The sequence below is a fragment of the Candidatus Protofrankia datiscae genome (assembly GCF_000177615.2).
Classification (GTDB): domain Bacteria; phylum Actinomycetota; class Actinomycetes; order Frankiales; family Frankiaceae; genus Protofrankia; species Protofrankia coriariae.
Genome location: NC_015656.1, coordinates 860943 through 883470, shown reverse-complemented (window position 1 = coordinate 883470; position 22528 = coordinate 860943). Strand labels below are relative to the sequence as shown.

The 22528-nt window shown below is 70.3% G+C and carries 16 protein-coding genes, 1 tRNA gene and 1 pseudogene; 3 read left to right on the top strand and 15 right to left on the bottom strand.

Annotation, left to right across the window (positions count from 1 at the left end; genetic code table 11):
- Positions 1-2 precede the first annotated feature (2 nt).
- The 10 genes from mfd to FSYMDG_RS03640 form a co-directional block, all read right to left on the bottom strand.
- A complete protein-coding gene (mfd, locus tag FSYMDG_RS03680) occupies positions 3-3719 on the bottom strand; it encodes a transcription-repair coupling factor (protein WP_013872247.1) in 3717 nt (1238 codons plus the stop codon).
- A 458-nt stretch (positions 3720-4177) separates the two neighbouring features.
- Entirely contained in the window at positions 4178-5482 is a 1305-nt protein-coding gene (locus FSYMDG_RS03675) for a hypothetical protein (RefSeq protein WP_050803321.1), read from the bottom strand.
- A gap of 6 nt (positions 5483-5488) precedes the next feature.
- Entirely contained in the window at positions 5489-5881 is a 393-nt protein-coding gene (locus FSYMDG_RS22650; protein ID WP_050803320.1) for a hypothetical protein, read from the bottom strand.
- 692 nt (positions 5882-6573) lie between these two features.
- On the bottom strand, positions 6574-7851 hold the full coding sequence (locus tag FSYMDG_RS03670; protein WP_013872246.1) for a class I SAM-dependent methyltransferase: 1278 nt from the start codon (positions 7849-7851) through the stop codon (positions 6574-6576).
- 719 nt (positions 7852-8570) lie between these two features.
- A complete protein-coding gene (pth, locus tag FSYMDG_RS03665; protein WP_013872245.1) occupies positions 8571-9182 on the bottom strand; it encodes an aminoacyl-tRNA hydrolase in 612 nt (203 codons plus the stop codon).
- Between the two features lie 48 nt (positions 9183-9230).
- On the bottom strand, positions 9231-9872 hold the full coding sequence (locus FSYMDG_RS03660) for a 50S ribosomal protein L25/general stress protein Ctc (protein ID WP_013872244.1): 642 nt from the start codon (positions 9870-9872) through the stop codon (positions 9231-9233).
- A gap of 363 nt (positions 9873-10235) precedes the next feature.
- The gene (locus tag FSYMDG_RS03655; protein ID WP_013872243.1) at positions 10236-10568 is read right to left on the bottom strand and encodes a YnfA family protein; all 333 of its coding nucleotides are present in this window, start codon (positions 10566-10568) and stop codon (positions 10236-10238) included.
- A gap of 104 nt (positions 10569-10672) precedes the next feature.
- On the bottom strand, positions 10673-11647 hold the full coding sequence (locus FSYMDG_RS03650) for a ribose-phosphate diphosphokinase (RefSeq protein ID WP_013872242.1): 975 nt from the start codon (positions 11645-11647) through the stop codon (positions 10673-10675).
- Between the two features lie 59 nt (positions 11648-11706).
- Positions 11707-13248, bottom strand: coding sequence for a bifunctional UDP-N-acetylglucosamine diphosphorylase/glucosamine-1-phosphate N-acetyltransferase GlmU (gene glmU, locus FSYMDG_RS03645; protein WP_013872241.1), 1542 nt, complete (start codon positions 13246-13248; stop codon positions 11707-11709).
- A 152-nt stretch (positions 13249-13400) separates the two neighbouring features.
- Positions 13401-13472 (bottom strand) — tRNA-Gln (locus FSYMDG_RS03640).
- Positions 13473-13778: 306 nt separating this feature from the next.
- Between FSYMDG_RS03640 and FSYMDG_RS03635 the strand changes: the two genes are divergently transcribed.
- Positions 13779-14759 (top strand): acyl-CoA desaturase, encoded by a 981-nt coding sequence (locus FSYMDG_RS03635; RefSeq protein ID WP_013872240.1) that lies wholly within the window; start codon positions 13779-13781, stop codon positions 14757-14759.
- A gap of 231 nt (positions 14760-14990) precedes the next feature.
- On the opposite strand, the gene FSYMDG_RS03630 is transcribed toward FSYMDG_RS03635, so the two are convergent.
- From FSYMDG_RS03630 to FSYMDG_RS03625, 3 genes and pseudogenes are all read right to left on the bottom strand, one after another.
- Positions 14991-16409, bottom strand: a complete 1419-nt coding sequence (locus FSYMDG_RS03630; protein WP_431307443.1) for an ATP-binding cassette domain-containing protein — start codon at positions 16407-16409, stop codon at positions 14991-14993.
- 2 nt (positions 16410-16411) lie between these two features.
- A pseudogene (locus FSYMDG_RS29950) lies at positions 16412-16862 on the bottom strand (ATP-binding cassette domain-containing protein); the annotation flags it as partial.
- A gap of 157 nt (positions 16863-17019) precedes the next feature.
- On the bottom strand, positions 17020-18069 hold the full coding sequence (locus FSYMDG_RS03625; protein WP_050803319.1) for a 4-(cytidine 5'-diphospho)-2-C-methyl-D-erythritol kinase: 1050 nt from the start codon (positions 18067-18069) through the stop codon (positions 17020-17022).
- Positions 18070-18685: 616 nt separating this feature from the next.
- On the opposite strand from FSYMDG_RS03625, the gene FSYMDG_RS03620 reads away from it, so the two are divergent.
- Together FSYMDG_RS03620 and amaP are read left to right on the top strand one after the other, a co-directional pair.
- Positions 18686-19555 carry a DUF6286 domain-containing protein gene (locus FSYMDG_RS03620; RefSeq protein ID WP_013872237.1) on the top strand — a complete coding sequence of 290 codons (870 nt, stop codon included), beginning with the start codon at positions 18686-18688 and terminating at the stop codon, positions 19553-19555.
- Complete coding sequence (amaP, locus tag FSYMDG_RS03615) at positions 19552-20277, top strand: alkaline shock response membrane anchor protein AmaP (protein WP_013872236.1); 726 nt, start codon at positions 19552-19554, stop codon at positions 20275-20277. The genes FSYMDG_RS03620 and amaP overlap by 4 nt, the downstream gene beginning before the upstream one ends.
- A 335-nt stretch (positions 20278-20612) precedes the next feature.
- On the opposite strand, the gene rsmA is transcribed toward amaP, so the two are convergent.
- Both rsmA and FSYMDG_RS03605 read right to left on the bottom strand, forming a co-directional pair.
- Positions 20613-21572: a 16S rRNA (adenine(1518)-N(6)/adenine(1519)-N(6))-dimethyltransferase RsmA gene (gene rsmA, locus FSYMDG_RS03610; RefSeq protein ID WP_013872235.1), complete on the bottom strand. Its 960-nt coding sequence runs from the start codon at positions 21570-21572 to the stop codon at positions 20613-20615.
- 113 nt (positions 21573-21685) lie between these two features.
- On the bottom strand, positions 21686-22510 hold the full coding sequence (locus FSYMDG_RS03605; RefSeq protein WP_013872234.1) for a TatD family hydrolase: 825 nt from the start codon (positions 22508-22510) through the stop codon (positions 21686-21688).
- Between the last annotated feature and the right edge of the window lie 18 nt (positions 22511-22528).

Sequence of the window (22528 nt, the reverse complement as noted above, 5' to 3'; positions counted from 1 at the left end):
TCTCAGCGGGACGCGGCCGTGGCCGCCGCCGCGACCGAGTCACCGGCGACCGCCGCCAGCAACTGGGCGGCCCAGGTGAGGACGGCGCGGTCGCGCAGCGGCCGGGCGCCGATGCGCGGAGTCTCCGGCGGCGCCGGCACGAGGACCGTGCGCACCGTCGGTTTGACCACGGCCCCCTTGTACAGCCGCTGGAGGCGCATGGTCTGGCTCTCGCGCAGCTCCAGCGGCGCGAACCGGATCTGACGGCCGGCCACGGTGATCTCGGTGACGCCGTACCGGCGGGCCAGCACCCGCAGGGAGGCGACCGCCAGCAGGTTCTCGGCCGGTTCGGGCAGCGTCCCGTAACGGTCGAGGAGTTCGGCGCGGACCTCGGCGATGTCGTCATCCGAGACGGCGGCGGCCAGGCGCCGGTACGCGTCCAGCCGCAGCCGCTCGCTGGGGACGTAGTCGTGCGGCAGGCTCGCGTTCACCGGGAGCTCGACCTTGACCTCCGGCGGCTCCTCGACCACGGTGCCCTTGAAGTTCGCGACGGCCTCACCGACCATCCGCACGTACAGGTCGAAACCGACCGAGGCGATGTGCCCGGACTGTTCCCCGCCGAGCAGGTTGCCCGCCCCGCGGATCTCCAGATCCTTCATGGCCACGGCCATTCCGGCGCCGAGGTCGGAATGCTGGGCGATCGTCGCGAGCCGGTCGTGCGCGGTTTCGGTGAGCGGTTTGTCCGGAGGATACAGGAAATATGCGTAGGCGCGTTCCCGGCCACGGCCCACCCGGCCCCGCAACTGGTGCAGCTGGGACAGCCCGAACACGTCGGCGCGTTCCACGACGAGGGTGTTCGCGTTGGAGATGTCCAACCCCGACTCGACGATGGTGGTACATACCAGGACGTCGAACTTCTTCTCCCAGAAGGCGACCATCACCTGCTCGAGGGCGTCCTCGCCCATCTGACCGTGCGCGGTGGCGACGCGGGCCTCGGGGACGAGGTCGCGCAGCCTCGCCGCGGCCGCGTCGATCGACTCCACCCGGTTGTGGATGAAGAAGACCTGCCCCTCCCGCAGCAGCTCACGGCGGATCGCGGCGGCGACCTGCCGGTTGTCGCTCGGCCCGACGAAGGTCAGGATCGGGTGCCGCTCCTCCGGCGGGGTGTCGATCGTCGACAGCTCCCGGATACCGGTGATCGACATTTCCAGTGTCCGCGGGATCGGGGTGGCGCTCATGGTGAGCACGTCCACCGCGGTCCGCATTTTCTTCAGGTATTCCTTGTGTTCGACGCCGAAGCGCTGCTCCTCGTCGACGATCACCAGGCCGAGGTCCTTGAAACGGGACGTGGACGACAGCAGCCGATGCGTTCCTATCACCACGTCGACGGTGCCGTCGGAAAGTCCGTCGAGCACCGCCTTCTGCTCGGACGCGGAATTGAAGCGCGACATCGCCCGTACGTTCACGGGAAACGCGGCATACCGCTCGGAGAACATCTGGAAATGCTGCTGGACGAGCAATGTCGTCGGGACGAGAACGGCGACCTGTTTACCGTCCTGCACCGCCTTGAACGCCGCCCGTACCGCGATCTCGGTCTTGCCGTAGCCGACGTCGCCGCAGATGACCCTGTCCATCGGGACGGGTTTGCGCATGTCGGCCTTGACCTCCTCGATGGCCGAGAGCTGGTCGGGGGTCTCCCGGAACGGGAAGGCGTCCTCCAGCTCCCGCTGCCATGGGGTGTCCGGGCCGAAGGCGTGTCCCGGCGCGGCCATCCGCGCGCTGTACAGGCGGATCAGCTCGCCGGCGATCTCCTTGACGGCCTTGCGGGCGCGTCCCTTGCGCTTCGCCCAGTCGGCGCCGCCGATCCGGTCGAGGCTCGGGCCCTCGCCACCGACGTAACGGGTGACCTGTTCGAGCTGGTCGGTCGGGACGTACAGACGGTCGCCCTTCGCGTACTCGAGGACGAGGTACTCGCGGGTGGCGCCGGCGACCGTCCGGGTCACCATCTCGATGTACCGGCCGACCCCGTGGGCGTCGTGGACGACCAGGTCGCCGGCGCGCAGCGCGAGCGGGTCGATGCCCTTGCGGCGCCGGTGCGGCATCCGGCGCATGTCACGGGTGGTCACGCCACGCTGGCCGGCGAGGTCGGTCTCGGTCAGGACCGCGATGCCCAGCAGGTCGCTGGTGAAGCCGCTGCCCAGCTGGCCGCAGGTAACCGTGGCCACGCCACGGGCGAGGTCGGCGTCCTCGGCGAGGCGGGCGCCCAGGTCGGCGTCCCGCAGCAGTTCGACGAGCCGCTGGGCGGGGCCAGGCCCCTCGGTCACCAGCAGGACCCGCCAGGAGTCGGCGAGCCAGCCCTTGATGTCCGCGAGCGCCCGCGCGGTGTCGCCGTGGTAGGCGGCGGCCGGCCGCAGGCTGGAGACCACCGTGTGGTCGTCGAAATCATCCTCGCCGGCGGCCGCGTCCCACGTCTGATAGTCATCGGGACGGCCGTCACCACCCGGGCGGCCCCCGGTGCTGCTGGCCCCGGATGCGCCGCCCCTGGAACCGCCGCTGCCGAGCTGGTCGCCGCCCGGATGGTCGTCGATGGTGACGCCGGCACCGCCGAACGGGCCGATCGACCACCACGGCAGGTCGATCTCCCCGGCCCGCTGGCGCACCTGCGCGATCGACCGGTAGGCCGCCGCGCCGAGATCGATCGGAGCGCTGCCACCGCCGGCGGCCGTGCTCCAGGACGCCTCCAGGAACTCGTGGCTCGTGCGCACCAGCTCGGTGGCCCGGGCCCGGACCCGTTCCGGGTCGCACACCAGCACGTGCGTGCCGGCGGGCAGCTCGTCGAGCATCAGCACCATCTCGTCGCAGAGCACCGGCGCGAGCGCCTCCATGCCGTCCACCGGGATGCCGTCCGCGATCCTGTCGAGCATGTCGAGCAGTTCGGGATGCGCCTGTGCCAGCTCCCGGGCCCGAGCCCGGACCGGTGGGGTGAGCAGCAGCTCACGGCACGGCGGCGCGAACAGCTGGCGCCGTCCGTCCCGTCTGTCCCGGCTGTTCTGGTCGTCGGACGGGCCGGACAGCGCCCGCTGGTCGGCCACTGAGAACGGTCGGATGTCCTCGACCTCGTCGCCGAAGAACTCCACCCGCAGCGGATGCTCCTCGGTCGGTGGGAAAACGTCGAGGATGCCGCCGCGCACCGCGATCTCGCCGCGCCGCTCCACCAGGTCGACCCGGTGGTAGGCGACCCCGACGAGCCTGTCCACGACCTCGCCCAGGTCGGCGCTGTCACCGACGGCCAGCGTCACCGGTTCAAGGTCGCCGAGGCCGGCGACCTGGGGCTGCAGGACGGCCCGCACCGACGCCACCACAACCGACAGCGGCGGCCGGCCGGTGCTGTCGGGGTGGGCCAGCCGTCGCAGCACGGCGAGGCGCAGCCCGACGGTGTCGGCCCGCGGGGACAGCCGTTCGTGCGGCAGGGTCTCCCAGCTCGGGAACACCGCGACCGTGTCGGGATCGATCAGGCTCGACAGCGCCGCGGCGAGATCGTCGGCCTCCCGCCCGGTGGCGGTGACGGCCAGCACCGGCCGGCCGCCCCGGACCGCGAGCGCGGCGGCGGCGAACGGGCGCAACGCCGCCGGGGCCGACAGGTCCAGCCGGGGCTCACCGACCGCGGCGACCGCGCGTGCCAGGGCCGGATCCGCACCCGGGGTGGCGGTGAGGGCATCCAACAGCGGGGCGAGGGTCATAGGAGCGTCCGAACCTCTCGGGAACAGCGCACATTACAGACGAACGACAAACTGCAAACAGGACACAGCGTCACGGAGCGGGTCACTGCTGGCGTACCGGGCTGTTCCCCACGGGACGGCGCCCGGCCTACAAGCCACCCCACGTACACAAGCCCGGCATACACAACCGCGTTCTCCGTTATTTTACGTGCCGGGGAATCGGCGGACTCAGGACCACCTCCGTGGCCCGCCGAATGCCCGGCTCGCCACCCGGGCAACCGCCCGCCGCGACGCCGACGGCCCATGGCGCGCGCCCCGCGGAAGTCCCGCCCCACGCCCGCCGGGAGTCCTGCCCGGCATCCCGCGGGGGCTCCAGGCCGCCGGGCCCGTCCCAGATCCACCCGGCGTCCTGCCCTCACCCCCGCGGGAGCCCTTCTGGGTCACTGTCCGTGCCCAGCCGCAGCCGCCGTGGACGAGGCTCACCCCTGCTTGCCGCTGGGGCGGGCATAGCGGTCGGTGACCTCGGCGTTGACCACCGCGCGGCGCGCGGTGTCCGCCAGCGGCCGGCCCGCCGAACCTGCCGCGGCCGCTGGATCCGTCGGGGCCGCCGGTGCTCCGCCGCGGCTGGCCGCGCTGTCGGCGGGGCGGAAAGCGGCATCCTCCCACGACAGGCCCGACGGTACGGTGGCGCGTGGCACGGCCGTGGTCGACGCGGCAACCCGTGATACGCCGAAGCTCCGGTCGGCGGACCGGCGTGTGCCGAAACGTCCGTCGTGCACCGCACCCACCATCCGCTCGGCCAGGGCCGGCCAGTCCCGCAGGACCCGCGCGAGTTCCCTGATCCGCGTCCGGCCGGTCGCGACCACGATGACGACGTCCGCCTGCATGGCGGACGCCGCCGTCATCGGAAGATCGACAAGAGCGGGCGTCAGCACGATGACAAGATCGACGACCGGTGCCCGGTCAGCCAGGATAGGCGCGAGGCCGCCGGGACGGGCCGCCCGGGCCTGCGCGACCCGGTTGTACAGCACATGCCCACTGCCGGCACCGGACGAACGTGCCATGCAGGTCGGCTCGTGGGCCCACCGGGGCAGCTCACTGGACACGGCGGGTGGCAGGCGCTCCAAGGCCCCGCGCACGTCCGGCTCCGGCGAGGCGTCCAGGACCAGCACGATCCCCTGGTCGTCCGACCAGCTCGCCGCCACCGCCGTGACCAGGTCAGGTGCCAGGTCACCCCGCCCGGCCGGTGTGAGGGCGACGACCTTCCCGGTCGGGGCCAGCACGGAGGCCATGGCGGCGACCAGCCGGTCGGCCGGCGGGGCGCTGCCTCGTCGGCCGGAAATGTCCGCGATCAACGGGATGCCCAGGACGTCGGCCGCGTCCCCGGCGTCGAGCGCTGTCGGGCGGCGCAGGTAGGCACCGCAGAGCCCGGCCACCGTCAGCAGGAGGCCGGCCAGGGCGCCGACGAGGGCGTTGCGCGCCAGCTTCGGAGTGACCTGGCCGAGCGACCGGGCGGGCTCGGCGAGGGTCACCGCGGCCGGCGCGCCAGCGGCCTGCGCCTGCGGGATCTGCCTGTTGAGCTCGGCGAGCTGTGCGTTGAGGGTGCCGACCTGAGCAGCCAGCGTCTCGCTGTCGGCGGTCCTCGGCAGCGCCGTCAGTCTCCGAAGGCCCTGGGTGATCTCGTCACGCAGCTGGGTCAGCGAACGGGCCGTACCGCCGCCGGCCGCCTGCTGTTGGGTGAGAAGCTGCTGGTAGGCGGCCTCGACGGCCTGGACAAGACCCACCGCCCGCTACTCGGTGCCGTCCCTGCCGGTGATCGTGAAGAAGTCGCCCTGGTCGGACGCGGTGACCGTCAGCCGCTCGGCCACCTCCTCCCGCGACAGGCCCAGTTGCCTGGAGACCAGATCGAGCGCCACGGTGGAGCCGGCGAGCTGGGCCTGGGTCTGAACGATCCGGGCCGCGTCGATATGATCACCGCCGGGCAGTGCCTGGGAGGTGCCCAGGAACACCCGGCCGGTCGCCTCGAAACGCTCGTCCTGCTGCTTGTTCACGGCCAGCGCGCAGGCGGTACCGACGACCACCCCAAGGACGATCACCAGCCACCGGCGCCGGAGCAACCGGAGCGGTGAGATTCTGGGCAGCGCGCGCTCGGCTTCCGCGCGCGGCCAAGCGGCCCGGGTCACCGGAACGTCCTCCTCGGGCCACGAGAAAATACAAGATCATGGGAAAGCGCGAAAAACTGAAGGACGCGGACGCCCCCGTACCACCCGTCCTGCGCGAACATTACAGCCCCCTGGATTCCTGAGACCTCCCGGACCTCCCAGATCGCTGGAACGGCGGACACCCCCGGGGAGTGAGAAACCCGATGGCCCCACCGTCCTCAAGCATTGAAAGTACACGGCACGTCCGCCACATGTTTCCGCGGTGGCGGAACCCGTTGAAGAAAATGGCTGGTCACGCAAAGTAACAGAAACGTGGAGGGTGTGGCGACACAACCGGCCGCGATGGCACAACCGACCCCGACAACAACAGCACCCAACGACGACAGTGTCCGACGACAACGGCCGACGACAACGTCAGCCGGCGGTAGCGGCGTCCAACAACAGCGTTGGACGGCGGGCATCCGACAGCACATCTGACGGCACATCCGAGGCGACGGCGCCCGGCCGCGGAAACGTGGATCACCGGTCGGGGCCGGGACGGACGGCTCACCGCCGCGCGACAGCCTGATCTCGTAGCTCGGCGTGCCGCGCTCGACATGCCGTTACAGCTCGACATGCCCCGTTACAGCTCGACGCGCCATCACGGGACGCGCAGCCCACCGTCGTCCGCCTGACGCGAGCCTACATATGACCACAAAACAATAAAAAAACAATTAGCACACAACCGGCCGGGGAACCGGCACGATGAACTTGCCGCCCCTGCGGGCGAACGCCGCCTGCTGATCCATGATCTCGTCTCTGACGTTCCAGGCCAGCAGAAGCAGGTAGTGCGGCTGACGCTGGGCCAGCACGGCGGGGTCAAGGATCGGCGTGCGCGCGCCCGGGATGTACTTGCCCTGCTTGTCGACGTTGCGGTCGACGACGTACTGCACGAGATCGGTGGTGATACCGCTGGAGTTCAGCAGGGCGGCTCCTTTGGCCGCGGCGCCGTAGGCGGCCACGCTCCGCCCGTGCGCGCGCAGCTCGTGCAGGAGGGTGAGCAGCTCGGCCTGCGACTCGCGCACGTCGTCGGCGAAACTCGCGTACCGGTCGAAGGTGTCCAGGCCGGCGGCACGCTCACGGTCGAGGCGCTCGCCCACCCCCGGGCCGGGTCCTTCGGCCCGGCTCAGTCGCCAGCGCAGAATGCCGCCGGGATGCTCGGAGAACTCCTCCACCTCCGTCAGATACAGACCGTGACGACGCATCAGTGCGTCCGCGGCGATGGTGGAGAAATAGCAGAAGCAGTCGTGGCGGACGGTGTCGAACCCGGTGTGGTCGAGCAGCGCTCCGACACCGGGATCATCCACTTCGACGATCCCGTCATCGGCGAGCAGAACGGACATGCCCTCGGCGAAGCCGTTCGGATCGGGGACGTGCGCCAGCACGTTATCGACAATGATGACGTCCGCGCGCAGCCCCTGGGCGGCCAGCGACCGGGCGAGCCCGGCGTCGAAGAACTCCGTGCGGGTCGGCACGCCGATCGCGCGGGCGGCGGACGCGAGCCCGGGTGACGGTTCGATGCCGAGCACCGGGATTCCGCGTTCGACGAACGCCCGCAGCAGATGTCCGTCGCTGCTCGCGATCTCCACGACCAGGCTGTCGGGGCCGAGAGCACGACCGGCGATGAGTTCTCTGGCGCGCCTGTCGGCATTCCGGCGCGGTGTGTCGCCGGACGACGGGAAGGACCGGTAACCGGCGTCGAACATCTCCTCCGCCGGTAGGGCATGGGTGAGCTGGACCAGCGCGCAGGAGGCGCAGAAACCGACCTCCAGGGGAAAGACGGGCTCGGGCTCGGCGAGGTCGTCGGGGCACAGCAGCCGGTTGGCGATCGGTGTCCGCCCCAGGGAGAGGAACGGACGTGGCCGCGGGCCGCCACACGAGCGACAGGCTTCGACCGGGACGGCCGTAACCTGCGTACGGGCCAGTGGCTGACCGACGGACTCAACTGACATGCGATCCCCTACCTGCCTTTCGATCGGCACCTGGTTCTGATCGGCATCTGATCCTGATCGGCTCCGGGGTTCTGGTTGCCGGCGGATTTTCACCGATCGGCATGGCCCACCGGAACGTATCGGAATGACATGGCATACCGGAATGACGCGGCGTACAGAGATGTTGCTCACAGGCGACGTGGTCACAGGCGATAACGCGGGACGGCCGCGTGAACAGGGCGGCACCCGTCACAGGAATTATCGGTCGAGAGGGAGACGCGCATCATCGAGCTGTCCCCTTCGGGCATGTCACGATCTGCTCGCGGCATGCTCAGAGAGCCATGATAGTGGCTCGTCCGAGGCTTTCGACGAGGCCAGTGGCTGTGATGAATCCGTCAGCCGCGACGGCTGACGGCCAGGTGGACGGTACGTCGGAGAGCCGTCGCGAACACGCCCGCTGGCTCGGCCGGTCCCAACAACCCGGCGACCTTCAGGTCCCGACAACCCGAGAGCCCTCAGAACGCCCGGCGCCCGCCGGTGCGTCCGGAAAAAGATCGTGTCGACTCGGATCGCCCGCCAGGTCAGCCCGGCCGCCGTCTTCGCGCCGCCCCTGTCAGGCGCGTACCAGGACCACCGGATTCTCGCCGAACTCGACTGGCGGGCATTTCGCGGGACGCTGATCCTCGACTACGAGATCCGCAAAGTTCAAAAACCGCCAAGGATGCCGAAGAATCTCAGGACTACGGCTTGGCGGGCGAGACGTGGAAGGTGTTCTGGGTGACCTCCAGCCCCCTGTCCAGCAGCGACTCCACGGCGTCGGCCGCCCGGTCCACCAGAAACGGGAGTTCCTTGCGTTCAGGAGCCGAAAAGTCGCGCAGGACGAAGTCGGCCGGGTTCATCCGACCGGGTGGGCGTCCGATCCCGACCCGGACCCGCAGGTAGTCGCGCGACCCCAGCGCGGCGGTGACCGAACGCAGGCCGTTGTGCCCGTTGTCGCCGCCGCCGAGCTTGAGCCGGATCGTTCCGAACGGGATGTCCAGCTCGTCATGGACGACCACGATGTGCCCGATGTCGACCTTGAAGAAGGCGCGCAGGGCCTCGACGGGCGAGCCTGAGACGTTCATGAAGGAACGGGGTTTGGCGAGCAGCGCGCGGACGCCGGCGAGGCGGGCCTCGGCGACGTCCGCGCGTCCCCGGTGCGTGCGGAAACGGTCCCGGACCCGCTCGGCCAGCAGGTCGAGAACCATGAATCCGATGTTGTGCCGGTTGCCGGCATACGTCGGGCCGGGATTACCCAGCCCGACGACCAGCCACGGCCCGGTGGCCTGGGCCCCGGTCTCCGACGGAGTCATCGTGGTGTCATCCGGGCGGTGGTGTCATACGGATGGAAGAAACGCAGGTCAGGCCGAGGCGCCGGCCTGCGCCTGCTCGCCCTCGGCGCCCGCGGCCCCACCGGTCGCTTCGGCACCGGCGAGGTCGGCGTCCACCTGGGCGGCGGTCGGCTTCGCCAGCCCCTGGACCACGACCTGCTCGGGATCGGTCTCCAGCACCGTGCCCGCCGGGATGACGAGCTGACCGGCGCTGATGTTCGCGCCGGCCTTGAAACCGGTGACGTCGACCTCGATCGACCCGGGGATGTCGGTCGCGGCCGCCTGCAACGAGACGGATGTCAGCTGCTGGTCGACGAGGGTGTCGCTTTCGGCCGTCCCGACGACGGTCACCGGCACCTCGACCGTGACCCGCTCGCCCCGACGGATGATGACCAGGTCGACGTGTTCGAAACTGCCCTTGATCGGATGACGCTGGACATCCTTGGGAAGGGCGAGCTGAGTCCCGTCGGAGAGCTCCAGCCGGAGCAGCACGTTCGTACCGGCATCGGTCTTGAACGCGTGCAGAAGGTCGTGAGCGCGCAGCGAGATGTGGCGGGGCGGCTGGCCGTGGCCGTACAGGACGGCCGGGACCTTGCCGGCCTTGCGGGTACGACGAGCCCCGCCCTTGCCGAACTCGGTGCGGGGCTCCGCGACGATGCGGACCTCGGACATGGCGGTACTCATCCTCCTACTGCGGATCTTCAATGGACATCGGCGCCGCCTGAACACAAGAAGCCGGCAGCGCCACGACGCGGTCTTTCAGGGTACCGGATGCATCATGAGCCGACGGATCCGCCCTACCACCAGTGGAGAACCGTTGCCGCACAATGCGCCCATACGGCTGTATGCGCCCATACGGCTGTAACAGCCCGATGACGAAAGGCCACCTGGGAGGAGGCCCTACCGTCGAGGCGGACGGGGCTCCGGCACGATCCAGGCCTGTTCGACGTTACCCGAGGGAGCCGCCGTTCGGGCACGGCCGCCAGCCGGACGGCTGCCCCGAGGCGGAACCGTCGGAACCAGGAACCGTCGGGATCACCGGTGGGGCGCGAACATTATGAGGCCGACTCCGGCCAGGCAGACGAGCGCGCCGGTGATGTCGTAGCGGTCAGGCCGATAACCGTCGGCGACAACGCCCCAGGCGAGGGAGCCGGCGACGAACACGCCGCCATAGGCGGCCAGCACACGCCCGAAGGACGCCTCCTCCTGGAGCGTGGCGACGAAACCATAGACGCACAGGGACATCAGCCCGCCACAGACGAACATGACGCCCCGATGCTCACGAATCCCCTGCCACACCAGCCAGGCCCCGCCGATCTCGGCAAGCGCGGCCAGGACGAAAAGCAGCACCGTACGCAGGACGAGCACGGCCGGCGTCCGAACCGGTGACTAAACCAGTCGACGGTTCAACCGATGGGTCGGACGGATCGCAGGGTTGTCCATGGCGTCGCGACCGACAGTTACGTGTCTGGTCACGCGTCGCCGCCGAAGAGCTCGGTCACCGAACCGTCCTCGAAGACCGCTCTGATGGCGGCGGCCAGCAACGGCGCGATCGACAGTTCGGTGATCTTGTCGATGCGGGCCTCGCTGGGCAGCGGGAGGGTGTTGGTGAGCACGACCTCGCTGATCTCGGAGTTCTTCAGACGGTCCACGGCCGGGCCGGAGAGCACACCGTGCGTCGCCGCGGCGATCACATCGGTCGCGCCGTGCTCGCGCAGCGACTCCACCGCCTTGGTGATGGTGCCCGCAGTATCAATCATGTCGTCGACGACGACGCAGGTACGGCCCTTGACCTCACCCACCACGTCGAACATCTTCACCTGGTTCGGGACGTCCCGGTCACGGCGCTTATGGATGATCGCCAGTGGGCAGCCGAGCCGGTCGGTCCAGCGTTCGGCCACCCGGACCCGGCCGGCGTCCGGGGCCACCACCGTGACCGCGGACGTGTCGAGCTTGGCCTCGATGTAGTCGGTGAGCAGCGGCAGCGCGAACAGATGGTCCACCGGGCCGTCGAAGAAGCCCTGGATCTGGGCGGTGTGCAGGTCCACCGACATCAGCCGGTGCGCGCCGGCGGTCTTGAACAGATCGGCGATCAGCCGGGCCGAGATCGGCTCCCGGCCGCGGTGCTTCTTGTCCTGCCGGGCGTAGGGGTAGAAGGGCGCGACCACGGTGACCCGCTTGGCGTTGGCGCGTTTCAGCGCGTCCACCATGATGAGCTGCTCCATGAGCCAGGTGTTCACCGGCGAGGAGTGACACTGCAGCACGAACGCGTCACATCCGCGTACGGATTTCTCGAACCGGACGAAGATCTCTCCGTTGGAGAATTCATACGCGTTGGTGGGCACCGGTTCGACATCGAGCTCCCGGGCAACCTCGGCCACCAGGTCAGGGTGCGCACGGCCACCGAAAAGCATCAGGTTACGCCGATTATCCGTCTGGTAGGCCATCAAAGGTTCTCCACCTTCGTCCCGCTCCGTCATGGTCGCTCTTCACAGCGTGGCAGGCCCTACGTACGGCGCCCGTTGTCGGAGATACCGACAACCGTGGCGGGGGCCGGCCCGGCGTGTCCGACGTGGTCCGCCCTGTCCGGGTCACCGTCGCCACGTGCCTGTTCGACATACCCCCGCGCGGCAGCCGCGGCACGTGCCGCCGCGGTGCCCGGACGCCGTAGTTCGACCCATCCCTCGATCGTCCGCTGCCGGCCCTCCCTGACCGCGAGTGCGCCTGGCAGCACATCCTCGGTCACGATCGAACCAGCACCGGTGTACGCACCGTCGCCAACATTCACCGGCGCCACCAGCACGGTGTCACTTCCGATCTTGACATCCGCACCGATCACCGTACGGTGCTTGGCGACGCCGTCGTAGTTCGCCACGATCGTGCCACATCCGATGTTGCTGCGTGCACCGATCACCGCGTCCCCGACATAGGCCAGGTGCGGCACCTTCGCCCCGTCGGCGATCTCCGCGGCCTTCGTCTCCACGAACGCGCCGAGCTTGACCCCGCGGCCGACGCGGGTGCCCTGGCGCAGATGCGTGTAGGGGCCGACCGAGGCGTCCGGGCCGATCACCGTGCCGACCGCGGTCGTCCGGCTCACCGTGGCCGCGGTACCCACCAGCGTGTCGGTGAGCGTGCAGTCGGGGCCGATCACCGCACCGGCCGCCACCTGAGTGCTGCCGTGCAGGAAGGTGTTCGGCAGCAGCGTCACGTCCGCCTCGACGGTCACGTCGGCGTCGATCCAGGTGGTGGTGGGATCCAGCACGGTGACACCGGCCCGCATGGCAGCGGTCACCAGCCTGTCCCGCATGGCCGCGGCGGCGGCGGCCAGCTGGAGCCGGTCGTTGACCCCGGCGGCCTCGCCGGGATCGTCCAGCGGGTACGCCCGAACGGCCTGCCCGCCGTCGAAGAACGCGCCGACCACGTCGGTCAGGTACTCCTCGCCCTGGGCGTTGTCGACCGTCAGGGACGACAACGCCGCCAGCAACGGACCCGCCGTGAACACGTACACGCCAGTGTTGATCTCCCGGACGGCGGCGGCGGCAGCGTCGGCGTCGGCCTGCTCGACGATCGCGCGGATCCGGCCGGACGGATCCCGCAGCACCCGTCCGTAGCCGAGGGGATCAGGAACCCGGGCGGTCAGCACCGTCGCCGCCGCCGGCTCGTGCGCGTGCGCCGCGACCAGCGCCGACATCGTCGCGCCGGTCAGTAGCGGGGTGTCTCCCGGGACGACGACCACGAGATCGTCCGGGTGGATGCCACCCGCCGCGGACAGCGCGGTCCGAACGGCGTGGCCGGTGCCACGCTGGCTGGCCTGCACGACCGGCGTGACCTCGGGTACGCGGCCGGCCAGCGCCGCGATCACCTGCTCGCGCTCGTGCCCGACGACCACCAGTTGCTTCTCGGCCCCGAGCGAGGCGACCGCGGCGAGAATATGATCTACAAGGGTGCGCCCAGCGACGCGATGAAGCACCTTGGGGGTCGCGGAGCGCATCCGCTTACCCTCACCCGCGGCAAGGACGACAACGGCCGCCAGACGTGGTTGGGTCACACGAGCTCCCCTGATCGTGGACATCAACTCGATGCGTGTCGAGCTTACCGGATTGCGACCAGCGGATATCCACGGCCAGGGGATATCGTGGACAATTCCGGCGGACTAAAATGATTTGTATGGACCGGCGTACCCGCCGATCCGACCCGGGGCTCCGCCGCCACGACTCGAACGTGGACTAGAAGAACCAAAATCTCCTGTGCTGCCAATTACACCACGGCGGACCGAGAAAATCTTTGGCAGTGTACCACCGCCAGCGAACCAAAGACCACATGATCATGATTTTTTCGGGCCTGGAGCACCCCCGGTCCGCCTGCGCCGTCACCGCGCGCAGCCGTCGCCGGCCGGCCCCACCAACCCTTCGTGACAACTACCGTACCCCGACCGCAACCGCCCGGACCCGTGAAATTGTTTTTCTCCGATGTTCCCCGCCACGGGCACCACCTGTTACCGCCGCGAGCTACGGTGTCACAACGGAAACTATTGCGACGACGAAACCGGTGGACGGCACTGATGGACGGGGTTATGTCATGACCGCTACCGACACGGTGAACCCGAGGGGCGCCACGGCCCCCGCCACCCGGGTGGACGCCTCCACCCGGCACACCGTGACGCCGAGATCCGCGCTGAAGGCACGAGGGGAACAGATCACCCTCGCCATGGTCATCATCGTCCCGCTGGCGGCCCTCGCCGCCACGGTACCGCTGCTGTGGGACCGGTGGATCAGCCCGCGCGACGTGATCCTCGCTGTCGTCATGTACGCGATCACCGGCCATGGGGTGACGGTCGGTTTCCACCGCTACTTCACCCACCGCGGTTTCAGGACCTCCAGGCCGATACGCATCGCGCTCGCCATCGCCGGCAGCATGGCGATCGAGGGCCCGGCCATCCGCTGGGTGGCCGACCACCGGCGCCACCACGCCTTCAGCGACCGGGACGGCGACCCGCACTCGCCGTGGCGCTACGGCCCCGGCTTCCGCGCCCTGACCAAGGGCCTGTGGCACGCCCACATCGGCTGGCTGTTCGACATCGAACAGACCGACCAGCGTCGGTACGCCCCGGACCTGCTCGACGACACCGACATCGTCCGCGTCAGCCGCCTGTTCGGGCTCTGGGCGACGGTGAGCCTCGCGGCCCCGGCGCTGATCGGCGGCCTGTGGGGCGGCTCGTTCGAGGCGGCGGTGCAGGCGTTCTTCTGGGCGAGCCTGGTCCGGGTGTGCGTCCTGCACCACGTCACCTGGTCGACGAACAGCATCTGTCACGTCGCCGGCAAGCATCCGTACAGGTCGCGGGACCGCTCCGGCAACGTCTGGCCGCTGGCCATCCTGTCGATGGGCGAGTCCTGGCACAACCTGCACCACGCCGAGCCCACACTGGCCCGCCACGGCGTCAAGCCCTGGCAGGTGGACTCCAGCTTCTACCTGATCAAGCTGATGGAGACGCTGCACCTCGTCCACGACGTCCGCTGGCCCGACCCACAACGGCTGCGAGCAAAGCTCGCCCCCAAATAGTGCCTTTGGCACTATTTGGGGGCCCCTAGCTCTTGGGCGGGCAGCACCCGTGGCTTGACGATCACCTACCGGCGATCGTCAAGGGAAAGCACCCAGGCGCAACACCACCGCACGACAACCTGGGAAGCCCAGCCCCCTGCGTCGGCGTCACCCACGGCCAGGCGATCACTGACCAACGGTCGCCGAGGGGCAACTCGCTCAGGTGGGGATGCCCGGCGGCGCTCCGGACAGCTAGGCGTCCTCGAGATCGGAGGCGAGGGAGAGCCAGGCGTCCTCGGTACGGGCCTTCTCGGCGACGACCTCACGCAGTTCGGCGTCGAGGGCGAGCAGGCGCTGATGGTCGGTGGCCGCCTCGGCGAGCGCGGTGTGCAGCGCGCTCTCGCGGCGGGCCAGCCGCTCCAGGGCCCGTTCGAGCCGGGTCAGCTCCTTGCGCGCGAGCCGCGCCTGCCCGGCCGACAGCGAACCGCCGGTGTCGCCGGCAACGGCACCTGAGTCCGCGCCCGCTCCGGCGGCGGCGCCCGCTCCGGGGACGGCAGCGACACCGGCAGTGCGGCCAGCGCCGACGCGCCCGGCAGGAGCTGTGCGCCCGGCGGCGCCGGCTGCCCCGGCCCCGGCTGCCCCGGTCTGGGTGGCGGCCTGCCGCCGGGAGAGGTACTCGTCCACCCCGCCGGGCAGCATGACGAGCGACCCGTCGCCGAACATGGCGAAGATCGTGTCGCAGGTCCGTTCCAGGAAGTAACGGTCGTGGCTGACCGCGACGATCGTGCCCGGCCAGGAGTCCAGGACATCCTCCAGCGCGGTCAGCGTGTCGGTGTCCAGGTCGTTGGTAGGCTCGTCCAGCAGCAGCACGTTCGGCCGTTGCATGAGCAGCCTCAGCAGCTGCAGCCGACGGCGCTCCCCGCCGGAGAGATCACCCACGCGCGTCCACTGCCGGGCCGAGGGCAGGCCGAACTGCTCCAGAAGCTGGCCGGCGGTCATCTCCCGGCCGCGGCCCACCTCCAGCACCCGGCCGGCCCGCTCCACCGCCTCCAGGGCGCGCAGGCCCGGATCCATCTCGTGGATCTCCTGGGAGAGCAGGGCGGAGCGCACGCTCCTACCAACCCGCACCTGGCCCGCGTCCGGGCTCACCTGCCCGGTCAGCAGACGCATCAGCGTCGTCTTGCCACTGCCGTTGGCCCCGACAAGCCCCACCCGGTCCCCCGGGCCCAGCCGCCAGGTCACATCCGTCAGCAGCGCACGATCGCTGAGACGCAACGTGACGTCCTCGACGTCGTAGACGTCCTTGCCGAGGCGGGAGGCGGCGAAGCTGCGCAGGCCGAGGGTGTCACGGGCGGGTGGCTCGTCGGCGATCAGCGCGTTGGCCGCCTCGATCCGGAAACGCGGCTTGCTGGTGCGGGCCGGCGGGCCCCGGCGCAGCCAGGCCAGCTCCTTGCGCAGCAGGTTCTGCCGCCGTGCCTCGGTGGCGTCGGCCTGCCGCGCGCGCTCCGCCCGAGCGAGCACATACGCGGAGTAACCGCCGTCGTAGGCGTCCACCCGGCCGTCGGCGACCTCCCAGACCCGCTCGCAGACCTCGTCGAGGAACCACCGGTCATGGGTGGCGACGAGCAGCCCGCCGCGCCACGACCGCAGGTGGGCGGCAAGCCAGGCCACCCCCTCGACATCAAGATGGTTGGTGGGCTCGTCCAGGACCAGCAGATCGATGTCGTCGACGAGCAGCGCGGCCAGCGCGACGCGCCGGCGCTCACCACCGGACGACCGCCCGACCACGGCGTCGAGACGGTCGAGCAGCCCCAGGCCGGCAAGCACCGACCGGCGCCGCGGATCCGCCGCCCAGACGTGATCGGGAACGTCGCCGACCACGGCCTGCCGCACGGTCGCGTCGGGTGCGAGCTGGTCGTCCTGGGCCAGCAGGCCGACCCGCACGGAACCGGCCCGCACGATCCGGCCCGCGTCCGCGGTGGCCTGGCCGGCGAGCAGCCGCAGCAGGGTGCTCTTGCCCGCCCCGTTGCGGCCGACCACCCCGATGCGCTCACCGGTTCCGATGCCCAGGCTCACCCCGTCCAGCAGGGTGCGGGTGCCGAAGGCGGCCACCACTGCCTCCATCGTCACCAGGACGCCGCTCATCCGACGGCCACCCAGCGCTCCGGTGGTCCGGGGCCGTCAGCAAGATTGCCCAGGAGAGCGCCCCGGGCTGGCGCCGTTCGGGCCAGCGCCGGCTGGGCTGGCCGGTCCCGTTCGGCGGTGACGCCCCCGCGCACGGTCATCCGGCGGAACCACCCGGATCGACCACACGCGCGCCCGATACCGGGCCGTGCGCGTGACGTACCGCCCGGCACACACCCATCCCGGCCAGACTCGCCGCCAGGGCCACGCTCTGCTCCGCGTCCCGCGCCAGGAAGGCGCAGGTCGGCCCGGAACCACTGACGATGGCACCGACCGCCCCGAGCTCGACGCCGGTTTCCAGCACCCGGCGCAATGACGGGCGCAGCCGCAGCGCGGCCGGCTGCAGGTCGTTCACCAGCGCCCGGCCCAGCTCGACCGGATCACCGGTACGCAACGCGGCCAGCACCGCGTCCGGCGGGGTCGGCTCGGTACGCAGGCGTCCCTGCGACAACCGGTCGAACTCGGCGTAGACCGACGCGGTGGACAGGCCACCGTCGGCCAGCGCGAACACCCAGTGATATTCGCCGCGCCCCAGCACCGGCGTGAGCTGTTCGCCACGGCCGGTACCCAGCGCCGTCCCACCCGCGAGCGGGAACGGCACGTCGCTGCCAAGCCCGGCGGCGAGTTCGGAGAGCACCGACCTGTCCAGGCCGGTGCCCCACAGGACGTCGAAGGCGACCAGCGAACCGGCCGCGTCAGCGCTGCCACCGGCCATCCCGGCCGCGACCGGAATGCCTTTGGCCATGGTCATGTGGGCTGCCGCCCCCCGCACACCGGCACGGGCGGCAAGTACGTGAGCCGCGCGGACGGCCAGGTTGTCCACCCCGGTCGGGACCAGGGAGATCCGGGCCGCGGCCGCGCTCGCCACCGCGTCGCCAGGCTGCGAGGACGGCCCGGGCCGACCGGACGCCCCGGGCAGCGGGACGAGCGGAGCCGCCGGCCCGGCGGCTCCCTCGCCGGTGACCTCCACGGACACGGCGGGCTCCACGGCGTCCGGGTCGACCGCGGCGCCGTCGACCGCGGCCACTGTGATCTCGTCGTAGAGCGAGACGGCCTGCAGGATTGTGATGACCGTGTGGTAGCCGTCGTCGCGGCGTGCCCCGACACCGAGATGCAGGTTGACCTTGGCCGGCGTACGGACAGTCACCCGGCTGCCCGGAACGGGCGCGGACGGCCGGTCGGCGCCGGCGGCACTGGAAGGGTGCCGGTGAGACCGAGACAGCGGACTCTCCTTCGCTCCTGAGGCGTGTTCTGACACCGGGCACCAACGAACCTATCCGGCCGGTAAGAAACGAGCGTCCTCGCCACCGCCGGGTAAGACGATGCACACGGGTGGCTGGTCATGCCAGTGGTCGGCGAGAAGACCGCGGCCGAGACCACCCGAAGCATCGAATCCGCCGGCCGTGCCCGCCAGCTTCCCCGGCGGGCACGGCCGGCCGGCGACGACCGTCCGCCCATCCGGATGTCGGCTCATGTCAGGGCTCGGTGGTCCGGTCGGGGAGAAAGTGCTCACCCGCTGGCGGCTACCGGCACCGAGCCTGCGCTGTGCCGACCCGGCAGGCCCCATCAGCCGGGGCACAGCCCGGATTTCCATGTTGTCCCCCGTTCGGTACTCTGCCCGAATCATGCAGATATGCGGTGGAGTGTGAACACGGGTGACCCGGCAGGCAGCCGATCTCGCCGGTCCGCGGGGCACCCGTCCCGACATCGACGTGTCCGCCCCGGATCCCGGTTTGGCTCCGGCTACCCGGGTGCGGTAGCTCATGAAAGGTCACCACTGTGCGCCTGACAAACCGGATTGTCGCGCGCTGCTGGCGGCGCTCCTTGCCGCGGCCGGCGTGATCGCGATAGTCGAGATGGTGAACGCGGCCCTGGACAAGAGGTACGCCGTCGTCAACTGGCAGTCGGCCGCCAACGTCATGGCACGTAACACCTGGTCCGACACTGGCCTGACGGTTCTCGCCGTCGCCGCGATCACAGCCGGGGCGCTGTTGCTCGTCCTGGGACTGCGGCGTGGCCAGCCGGAATGGCTCGCGCTACAACCGGTCTCGACCGATACCCACGGGTTCGTCTCCCGTTCCGCTCTCAGGCACGCGCTGGGTGACGCCGCCGCGGAGGTCGACGGTGTCAGCTGGGCGAAGGTACGTCTCCAGCGCCGCACCGCGACAGTCGTGGTCGAACTGCTCCCCGGCAGCGGCGCGGACACCTCCGCGCAGGTACTTGAGCGGGTCCGTGGCCACCGGGCGTTCCGCGGCCTGCTGGCCGTACCGAAGGTGAAGGTGCTGGCCAAGGCATCCCAGCACCCTGTCCGTGACCGTGACGTCGTGCCAGAACCGGTGGCCCTGATCCCCCCAGCGCCCGCCGTCCCGCCTCCCGCAGCATCCGATGTCACCTCAGGTACGCCCACCACCGCTGTGCCGCCTGCCGCTGTGCCGCCTGCCGCGGCGTCACCCACCGCGGAATCCTCCACGGCGCCAGGTGCTCCCACGCCCGCGTCGTCCGCGCCGGTGGCAGCGGCCAACTTCGGCACGCCGACGCGACGCGTGCCATCTCCGGGGGGCTTGGACCTGCCCCAGCCTGACCCGACAAGCGGCCAGCCCGATCCGGCAGGCGGCCGGGAGGAGGAACGATGAGCGGAACCGCCATCTCGGTCAGTGACGACCCATGGGCCGACAGCCCGATTCCTCGGCTGGGAGCACTGACGAAGCCGAGCGAGGTGGAGAACGTGGCGAACGTCGAGGAACCGGTGCGATCCGGTCCGGCCCGGTCGCGTCGGCATCCGGCCACCCACAGGGTCGACCGGTTCAACCGGGTGATACTCACCCTGCTGGGGCTGACACTGTTGGGCGCCGGAGTGGTCATCCTGCTAGCCGGTAACGGCGTGTTCGGGACAGAGGCCACCGACCAGCCAATTCCCACTCCGGGCAATCGCTCTTTTGCCAACAGTCACAGCTGGTTCTGGCCGGTGGTGGGAGTGGCCACAACCGTGGTTGTGCTGCTGGCGCTGATCTGGCTGTCGGCACAGTTCTCCTCGAGCCGGCTGTCCAGGCTGCACGTGACGGACGACCGGTTCGGGCATGTCCAGGTGGACGGTCAGGACTTCGCCGCGGCAGTAGAGAACGAGCTGGCCGGCGCGGACGGAGTCCGGCAGGTGCACGCGCGGCTGCTGGGCAGCGAGAAGCAGCCGCTGCTGCAGGTGGTCGTGACCGTGCGTCCCGACGCGGACGTCCACCGGATCCGCTCCGCCATCGAAGAAGTCGCGCTGCCGTATGTCCGTGGGACCGTGGCACGCCCGCGCCTTGCCGTCGAGCTGAAACTCGTCCCGGACGCGCACCACGACAGTCGCGTGCGCTGAGCACATCCGGGGATTCGCCCACCCGGAACGCGCGGCGCGGCCCGCGGCGGTGGCCTGCCCGCTCAGGTACGGAGAATCCACCCGCCCGGGACGGGCACGGGCACCATCGAAGATCGATACGTGTTTGTCGCTGGATACGTTCACCGGACTGAAAACGTACCCAGCGACAAACACGCCTTCGTCGGGCTCCGTACTCCAGACCAGGATTCTGCCGGTGATGACGGACGACGCCCGTGCTACCGGCATTCAGTGCTACCGGCATTCAGTGCTACCGGCATTCAGTGCTACCGATATTCAGTGCTATTGGCATACCGCCGGCCAGAGCCGGCCTGCCGTCATTCGGCCTCAGTCTCGATCCCAATCCTGGATTCGGGATCGAGGCGGGCCAGAGCGAGGCGGGTGAAGGCGGCCACGTCCAGGATCTCGCCCCTGGCGGACGGGTCGATGCCCGCGGCCAGCGCGAGACGCTCGGCCTGGTCCGCCGATCCCGCCCAGCCCGACAGCGCCGCCCGCAGCGTCTTGCGGCGCTGCGCGAAGGCCGCGTCCACCGCGGCGAAAACGGCCCGGCGCAACCGCGGCGACCCTTGCCGATCATGACGGCTGAACGCCACCAGGGACGAATCGACGTTCGGCTGCGGCCAGAACACCGCCCGCGGCACCGGACCTGCCGGCCGCGCCGACGCGTACCAGGCCATCTTCACGCTCGGCACGCCGTACACCCGCCCGCCTGGCGACGCGGTCAGCCGGTCGGCGACCTCCGCCTGCACCATGACCAGCCCGCGCCTGACCGACGGAAAGCGTTCAAGTACGCCGAGCAGCAGCGGGACAGCCACGTTGTAGGGCAGGTTCGCGGCGAGGACACTCGGCGGGTCGCCGGAGATGTCCGCGGGCTCCAGGCGCAGCCCGTCCGCCGCCAGCACGGTCAGGCGGGCCGCAACCGCTGGTCCGAGCCGCGCCGTGACGGTCGCAGGCAGTGCCGTGGCCAGCGCCTCGTCCAGTTCGACCGCGACGACCCGGCGGGCGGCCGGCAGCAGACCGAGGGTCAGCGAGCCCAGCCCGGGACCGATCTCCAGGACGGTCTCGTCCGGCTCGACACCTGCCAGGCGTACCAGCCGACGGACGGTGTTGGGGTCGACGAGAAAGTTCTGACCACGGCGCTTGGTCGGCCGTATGCCGACAGCGGCGCTGATCGACCGTACGTCCGCCGGTGTGAGCAGACCATCGGGCAGCCCCGAACCAGACGACGACCCGCCGGACGACAGCGGAGCTGAAGAACCCGTGCTGGAAGAATCCATGCCAGAAGAATCCGTACCGGAAAACAGCCGACCGGAAAAGCCCAGAGCAGAAGGCGGCAGAGCGGGAGTGCCCATATCGGACGACGGGGAGACGGGAGTACCCGGGTCGGGGGCTACCAGGGCCCGAACATTCGTTCGGAGGTGGCGGCGATCGCCGACGCCAGGGCGTCGACGTCCTCCCCGCGAGCAGCAGCCAGCACACGCAGCGTCAGCGGTATCAGATATGGGCCGTTCGGCCGGCCCCGCCACGGCACAGGAGTGAGGAACGGGGCGTCCGTCTCGACCAGGAGCAGGTCACGGGGCGCAACGGCGGCAGCGTCCCGCAGACGTTGCGCGTTGTTGAACGTCACATTCCCGGCGAAGGACATCACATAGCCGGCGTCGGCGCAGACCTTCGCCATGGCCTCGTCTCCGGAGAAGGCGTGGAAAACCACTCGTTCGGGCGCGCCTTCCTCGGCGAGGATACGCAGTGTGTCCTCGTGCGCCTCCCTGTCATGAATCATGAGGGTGCGGTCGGTCTGCTTGGCGATCACGATATGGCGGCGGAAGCTGTCCTGCTGAGCGGTGTGCCGCTCAGCAGGCGTGCGGTAGTAGTCCAGGCCGGTTTCCCCGACCGCCCGTACCTTCGGCGCCGCGGCCAGTTCGGCGATCTCGGTGAACGTCTCCTCGTCCACGCCGCTGGCAGCCTCGTTCGGGTGGATCGCGACAGCGGCGTAGACGTCGGGATGCCCGGCCGCGACCTGCGCCTGCCAACGGCTGGTCGGCAGGTCGACTCCCACCGTCACCAGCCGTCGGACACCGACGGCCTGTGCCGCCGCGACGGCCACTGCCACATCCCCACCCATGATGTCGAGGTGGCAGTGGCTGTCGATCACCTCCACCGACAACGGCGGCGGCTCGGGCGGAGGGTCGCCACGGCGTCCACCGTCGCGTGCCATCTACCGCTCACCCACCTT

Excerpts from the sequence above, each read along its gene's own strand:
- amaP (WP_013872236.1), top strand. The coding sequence starts at position 19,552 with ATGAGCGGAACCGCCATCTCGGTCAGTGACGACCCATGGGCCGACAGC.
- rsmA (WP_013872235.1), bottom strand. The coding sequence starts at position 21,572 with ATGGATTCTTCCAGCACGGGTTCTTCAGCTCCGCTGTCGTCCGGCGGG.
- FSYMDG_RS03650 (WP_013872242.1), bottom strand. The coding sequence starts at position 11,647 with ATGGCCTACCAGACGGATAATCGGCGTAACCTGATGCTTTTCGGTGGC.
- FSYMDG_RS03660 (WP_013872244.1), bottom strand. The coding sequence starts at position 9,872 with ATGTCCGAGGTCCGCATCGTCGCGGAGCCCCGCACCGAGTTCGGCAAG.
- FSYMDG_RS03620 (WP_013872237.1), top strand. The coding sequence starts at position 18,686 with ATGAAAGGTCACCACTGTGCGCCTGACAAACCGGATTGTCGCGCGCTG.
- FSYMDG_RS03605 (WP_013872234.1), bottom strand. The coding sequence starts at position 22,510 with ATGGCACGCGACGGTGGACGCCGTGGCGACCCTCCGCCCGAGCCGCCG.
- FSYMDG_RS03670 (WP_013872246.1), bottom strand. The coding sequence starts at position 7,851 with ATGTCAGTTGAGTCCGTCGGTCAGCCACTGGCCCGTACGCAGGTTACG.
- pth (WP_013872245.1), bottom strand. The coding sequence starts at position 9,182 with ATGACTCCGTCGGAGACCGGGGCCCAGGCCACCGGGCCGTGGCTGGTC.
- FSYMDG_RS03635 (WP_013872240.1), top strand. The coding sequence starts at position 13,779 with ATGACCGCTACCGACACGGTGAACCCGAGGGGCGCCACGGCCCCCGCC.
- mfd (WP_013872247.1), bottom strand. The coding sequence starts at position 3,719 with ATGACCCTCGCCCCGCTGTTGGATGCCCTCACCGCCACCCCGGGTGCG.